General features: G+C 67.4%; 4 protein-coding genes. All 4 read left to right on the forward strand.

From position 1 onward, the window contains the following. Positions 1-80 precede the first annotated feature (80 nt). The 4 genes from BKH32_RS03010 to BKH32_RS03025 all read left to right on the forward strand — a co-directional run bounded on the left by BKH32_RS03010 (position 81) and on the right by BKH32_RS03025 (position 6,353). The gene (locus BKH32_RS03010) at positions 81-2,264 is read left to right on the forward strand and encodes a M13 family metallopeptidase (RefSeq protein WP_075248562.1); all 2,184 of its coding nucleotides are present in this window, start codon (positions 81-83) and stop codon (positions 2,262-2,264) included. A gap of 204 nt (positions 2,265-2,468) precedes the next feature. After that, positions 2,469-3,431, forward strand: a complete 963-nt coding sequence (locus BKH32_RS03015; protein ID WP_075248563.1) for an LPXTG cell wall anchor domain-containing protein — start codon at positions 2,469-2,471, stop codon at positions 3,429-3,431. A 156-nt stretch (positions 3,432-3,587) separates the two neighbouring features. Beyond that, positions 3,588-4,688 (forward strand): LCP family protein, encoded by a 1,101-nt coding sequence (locus tag BKH32_RS03020; protein WP_075248564.1) that lies wholly within the window; start codon positions 3,588-3,590, stop codon positions 4,686-4,688. A gap of 225 nt (positions 4,689-4,913) precedes the next feature. Further along, on the forward strand, positions 4,914-6,353 hold the full coding sequence (locus tag BKH32_RS03025; RefSeq protein ID WP_075248565.1) for an LPXTG cell wall anchor domain-containing protein: 1,440 nt from the start codon (positions 4,914-4,916) through the stop codon (positions 6,351-6,353). Positions 6,354-6,423: the final 70 nt, after the last annotated feature.

Here is a 6,423-nt window from a genome sequence, read left to right on the forward strand (position 1 = left end):
CGCGAACAGCGCTTCGCACCATGAGGCAAGGGGCGCCGTCAGGGCGCCTGAGAGCACCGGAGCGGGTTAGCGTGTCCGCTATGACTGACGCCTGCGCGACCTCACCGACTCCTACCGGCCCCTCATCGGACGCACCGGCCCGGCGCTCTCAGGCGGAGAGCGCCCCCTGCCCCGCTGCTGATGCTGTCCTCGCCGGCGTGCTGGAGACGGCGCACACCGACACCTCCGTCCGCCCCCAGGACGACCTGTTCCGATTCGTCAACGGCCAGTGGCTCGCCACCGCCGAGATCCCGGCGGACCGCCCCAGCAGCGGCGCCTTCACCACGTTGCGCGACGAGGCCGAGGCCGCCTGCCGCCAGATCGTCGAGGAGCTCGCCGAGCAGCTCTCCTCCGAGGCGCCCGAGGGGGACTCGGAGGTCCTGGCCACCAACCGGGGCCGAGTCGGCGCCCTCTACGAGGCCTTCATGGACGAGGCCCGCCTGGAGGAGCTCGGGGCCGGGCCACTGGCTGAGGAGCTGGCACCGGTGCTGGGCGCCTCCTCCAAGAAGGATCTGGCCCGAGCCCTGGGAGAGATGACGCCCATCGGCTTCATGGGCGTGGTCGGTGCGGATGTCGAGGTGGACATCAACGACCCGGAGCGCTGCACGAGCTGGATGGGCCAGTCGGGGCTGGGACTGCCGGACGAGTCCTACTACCGCGAGGAGGCTCAGGCCCCGCTGCGCCAGGCCTATGTGACGCACGTGGCCAGGATGCTGGCTCTGGCGGGCCTGACGGAGTCCTTCGGCGCCTCGGGTGAGGAGCTGGCCGAGCGGGTCATGGCCGTGGAGACCGCCCTGGCCAAGGGGCACTGGGACCGCGTTACCTGCCGTGACGTGGAGAAGATGAACAATCCGATGTCCTGGCGGCAGATCGTGGACTCGGCCCCGGGCCTGCCCTGGCACGAGTGGCGCGAGGGAATCCGCGCGGCCGCCCGGACCGCAGGCATCGAGCAGACCGCTTTCCTCGACGAGGCCATCGTCACCCAGCCCGACTACCTCCCCCACGCGGCCGGTGTCTGGCAGAGGACCGACCTGGAGGACCTCAAGGCCTGGGCCGCCTGGCACGTCGTTCACGGACGGGCCACCCTGCTGTCGGGGGCCTTCGTGGAGGAGAACTTCGACTTCTACGGCCGCACGCTCCAGGGGACCGACGAGCTGCGGCCCCGCTGGAAGCGTGGCGTCGGCCTGGTGGAGTCCTGCCTGGGCGAGGCGCTGGGCGAGATCTACGTGGAGCGGCACTTCCCGCCGTCGCACAAGTCGGCGATGGAGGCCCTGGTGGGCCGGCTCATCGAGGCCTACCACCAGTCCATCTCCTCGCTGGAGTGGATGAGTCCGGCCACGCGGGAGCGGGCCCTGGAGAAGCTGGCGCTGTTCACCCCCAAGATCGGCTACCCGGTGCGCTGGCGCGACTACTCGGCCGTCGAGGTCGTCCCCGGAGACGTCCTGGCCTCGGTGCGCAGCGTGGAGCGGGCCGACATGGCCTACTCGCTGAACAAGCTGACCAAGCCGGTGGACCGCGACGAGTGGCACATGACCCCCCAGACGGTCAACGCCTACTACAACCCCACCATGAACGAGATCGTCTTCCCCGCGGCGATCCTCCAGCCGCCCTTCTTCGACCCGCAGGCCGACGACGCCGTGAACTACGCGGGCATCGGCGCCGTCATCGGTCACGAGATCGGCCACGGCTTCGATGACCAGGGCTCCACCTTCGACGGCACCGGAAAGGTCAGCGACTGGTGGACCCAGGAGGACCGGGAGGCCTTCACCGAGCGCACCAGCGCGCTCATCAGCCAGTACGACGCCTACACGCCCGAGGCCGTCGTCGCCAAGCACCGGGACGCGGGCACGGCACAGGCGGAGATCCCGCACGTCAACGGCGCTTTGACCATCGGGGAGAACATCGGTGACCTGGGCGGTCTGGGCATCGCCCTCAAGGCCTATTGCCTGGCCCTGGCCGACTCCGGCATCTCGTCAGTGGATGAGGCCCCCCTCATCGACGGACTCACCGGCCTGCAGCGCTTCTTCTACTCCTGGGCACGGATCTGGCGCTCCAAGAGCCGCCCGGACTACGCCGAGCTGCTCCTGACCGTCGACCCGCACTCACCGGCGGAGTTCCGTTGTAACGGAATCGTGCGCAACGTGGATGCCTTCTACAAGGCCTTTGAGGTCGATCCCAACGACGCCTTGTGGCTGGATCCCAACGAACGGGTCTCTATCTGGTAGATGGCCCGGATACTCGGAATCAAGCCCAAGCAACCAAAACCCGTTGCCCCAGTTAGACGAATCCACAACTACTCACGACTGAGGTCGATACCTCATCTACCAAAAAACGTGGAACCTCGCCCTGAGGGGCGCTAAGGTGGGGGCAACACGGTGACACCCCGACTCACCGGTTGCCACCTATCCCCCTAATTTCTAGGAGTACTCATGCGTCTCGGACGCCCCCTGGCCGCCGCAAGCGTGATGGCCGCTGCCATCGGCGCCTCCCTCGCCGCCTCCCCCGCGCTGGCTGACAACTCTCCCTCCTTCAAGTTCGCCGAGGACCAGCAGAACATCGTCAGCCCCTCAGACCCCGCCTTCTCGGTGTCCGGAACTGGTTGCACCGGCAAGGACGCGGCGGTCGGAATCGCCCTCTACACCCCTAAGGGCGTTATGTCCACCGTCGTGACGGCCACCCCCGACGCCGCGGGCAACTGGTCCGCCAGCCTGAACATCCCCAAGCTGGTCAAGTCCACCGGCGTTGAGGCCAAGACGGACGGCTCGGACGACGGCTGGTCCATCGGAGCCGGCTGCGTCGCCTACGGCGAGAAGAAGGGCCAGATTCAGGAGGCCATCGCCTTCGACGACACCAAGGTGGAGGGTACCTACAAGATCATCACCGACCAGAACGGCACTCAGAAGATCACGGTGAACGTCAAGGGCTTCTCCCCCAACGAGGAGGTCACCCTCACCCTGGTCAACAAGAACGACCCCTCCAAGACCTACCCCGTCGGCAAGCTGAAGGCTGACGCCAACGGCAACGTCACGGGTGAGCTGCCGGCCCCCACGAACGTGCCTGACGGCGAGTACACGCTGACCTTTGAGGGCTCCCGCTACGGCGAGGGCGGCAGCAGCACCAAGACCGTCGTCGTCAAGAACCACCGCTTCGACCTCGCGGCTGACGGTGACAACGGCATCGGCGACAACGGTGGCGCCACCGCCAACCCGACCGCTCCCGCCGGCAACGGCAGCGTGAACGTCCCGGCCAGCACCGGTGCCACCACTGCGGCCTCCACCTCCCACAAGCCCCTGGCCAAGACCGGTGCCAACGGCCTGCTCTTCGGAGGCATCGCCGCGGCCCTCGTGGCCATTGGTGGCGGCGTCCTCGTCGTGCGTCGCCGTAAGGCCTGATCGCCTCCTTCCAGTCTGACTGGGAACATGTCCCGCCGGGGAGACAGCACCACCGCGTGCCGTCTCCCCGGCGGCCTTGTGTCATCCCGCAGCCCTCAGCGGCGCGCACATCCGCGCCTGACGGCACAGCACCGACCTGAAGCGGACACTGAGACCATGGACTCCACCTCTCACGACGAGCACAGCGCAGACCCCTCAGACGCCTTGGCCGCCACCGGGGACCCCGCCGACGCCGTCTCCCCTCCGCCTCAGCGCCGTCGACGTCGGGGAGGCACAAGCATCAAGCGCTGGTCGAGGCGACGCAGAATCGTCGTCGGCCTGAGCGCCGTGGTCATGACGACCGCTCTGGCACTGGGAACGGACGTGGCCGTCCTGGTTCATCGCCCCGCGCGCGTCGACATCTCCATGCCCTCCACGTCCTCCCCGACGGCGGGCGAGACCTGGCTGATCCTGGGAACCGACTCGCGCGCCACCGTTCCGGGAGACCAGAACCGCTACGGATCCACTCAGGAGGTGGAGGGCTCCCGTGCCGACGTCATCGCCCTGGTACGCCCCACCCAGGAGGGACTCACCGTCATCAACCTGCCCCGGGACCTGACCATCAACAGCAAGGGAAGGGAGCTGGACCGCCTGGCCACCACCTACGTCCCGGGACCGCAGAACACGGTCAACGCCCTGTGCACCGGCCTGGGAATCCCCACCACGCATCTGGTGACCATCGACATGGCTCAGTTCGCCACCATCATCGACTCCCTGGGAGGCATCGAGGTCGACGTCCCCGAGCCGGTTCGAGACGCCTACACCGGACTGAACCTCACCTCCGCCGGCCACCACCGGCTCAGCGGCATCGACGCCCTGGCCCTCGTCCGCTCGCGACACCCGGAGATCCAGCGCGACGGCAGATGGGTGGCCATGAGCCAGGCCGATGGCGCCCAACGCCGCAGCCAGTCCACGGCCACCGTCATGCAGGCCGTGCTGTCCGCCGTCGGGCAGAAGGCCAGCAACCCCGTCTCGCTCCATCAGCTGGCACACACCGTGGCCGGGAACATCACCCTGGACTCAGGTACCGGGCTCAGCGACCTGGCCGCACTGGGACGCAGTGCCGCGAAAGCCGGGCGGGCCGGAGCCACGACCATCGTCGACCTTCCGACAGGACCTCGGGACGAGTCGATCATCGTCTCACCCAGCCAGGAGTCGCGTGACCTGCTGGCCCGCTATGGGTACAGCCCCAAAACCTGTCGGCCAACCGGCTCCTAGTCACTCACCTTCGAGACCGCGAGCCTTTCCCGCCGTATCAGCCTTTCATCGCCCTCCTCACACGACTACCCCACTTTTTCACGTGAGAGAGGACACTCACACGTGTGTCTGGTATCACTCCAGAGACCCGCGCCCTCACCTTATTCATCGTTACGGTAGATAACGAGTCGGCGGAGAACCAGATCGCCGACAGCCATCGTTCCCCCGTCAGACCTAGGAGGACACATGCGTCTTGGACGTCCCTTGGCCGCAGCCAGCGCGGTGGCCGCAATGACCGGAGCCTCGCTCATTGCCTCCCCCGTTCTCGCCAACAGCTCCAACAGCAACAGCCCGAGCACCCCCAGCAGCACCGCCGAGGCAACCACGCCCCCCGGCAGCCCTGCTCAGCCCAGCCCGGCTCCCAGCCGCGCCACCGAGGCCACACCCGCTCCCGGCAGGACCGCCGAGGCCACACCCGCTCCCGGCAGGACCGCCGAGACCACTCCCGCTCCCGGCAAGACCGCCGAGGCCACTCCCGCTCCCGACAAGACCAGCGAGGGCAGCAGCTTCAAGATCACCCAGCAGAAGACCTTCGTCTCGGCCAGCACCAACACGTCCTTCACCATCTCGGGAACCGGCTGCACCGGGAAGCAGGCCGCCGTCGGCATCGCTCTGTACGCACCGGACGGCACCATTTCCGACGTCGTCAAGACCAAGGCGGCCGCGGACGGCAGCTGGACCTCAGACCTCGACCTGGCGGCACTCATCAAGTCCATCGGCTCAACCACCGCCACCACTACTGATGGGTGGACCATCGGCGCCGGCTGCATGACCTACGGCGACAAGACTGAGACGACCCAGGTGACCAAGCAGCAGCAGACGCAGATCTACTTCGACGACACGCGCATCTCCGGCTCCTACGAGGTCTCCACCCGCACGGAGAGCCAGTCCCAGACCTTCACCTTCAACGCCCAGGGCTTCTACGCCAGCGAGAGGGTCACCGTCCTGCTCAAGAGCAAGAGCGACTCCAGCATCTGCTACACCCTCGGAGAGCTAACGGTTGACGCCGACGGCAACCTCACAGGCAACCTGCCCGCTCCCACTGACGCCCCTGACGGGGAGTACGTCCTGGTCCTGATCGGCTCCCACCACAGCGAGACGGCCACCAGCCAGACCGTCACCACGGTCTCCCGCCACACCTTCACCATCGAGAGCACCGAGCGCTCCACCACCGAGACCACCGAGAACAATGGTGGCGGCAACAACGGCGGTGGTGGTGACAAGCAGGCCGGCAGTGACAAGACCACCGAGCAGAAGGCCAGCGAGCGTCAGACCACTGAGCAGAAGTCCACTGAGCAGAACAACACCGAGCGCTCGACCTCCGAGAACAACGGCGGCAGCAATGGCGGAAGCAACAGCAACACCAACGCCGGAAACAAGCAGGCCGGTGGTGACAAGCGGACCAACGCCGGCAACAACAAAGGCGGGGCCGAGAAGGGCAACAACCTGAGCTCGAACGCCGGGGAGCCCTCCTCGGGCAACCGGGCCGGCAGTGAGACCTCCAAGGACAGCGATGGATCCCTGGCCCACACCGGTGCCAACGGCATGATCTTCGGCGGAATCGCCGCATTCCTTGTCGTGGCCGGAGGCGCTGCCCTGGTGCTGCGTCGGCGCAACAAGGCCTGAGCCGGTTGTGACCTGATCCGCTGGCGTTCCCCAAGCCACGGGAACAGCCTCGGCGCCGGGGGACGACACG

The organism is Actinomyces oris (genome assembly GCF_001929375.1).
GTDB classification, from domain to species: Bacteria; Actinomycetota; Actinomycetes; order Actinomycetales; family Actinomycetaceae; genus Actinomyces; species Actinomyces oris_B.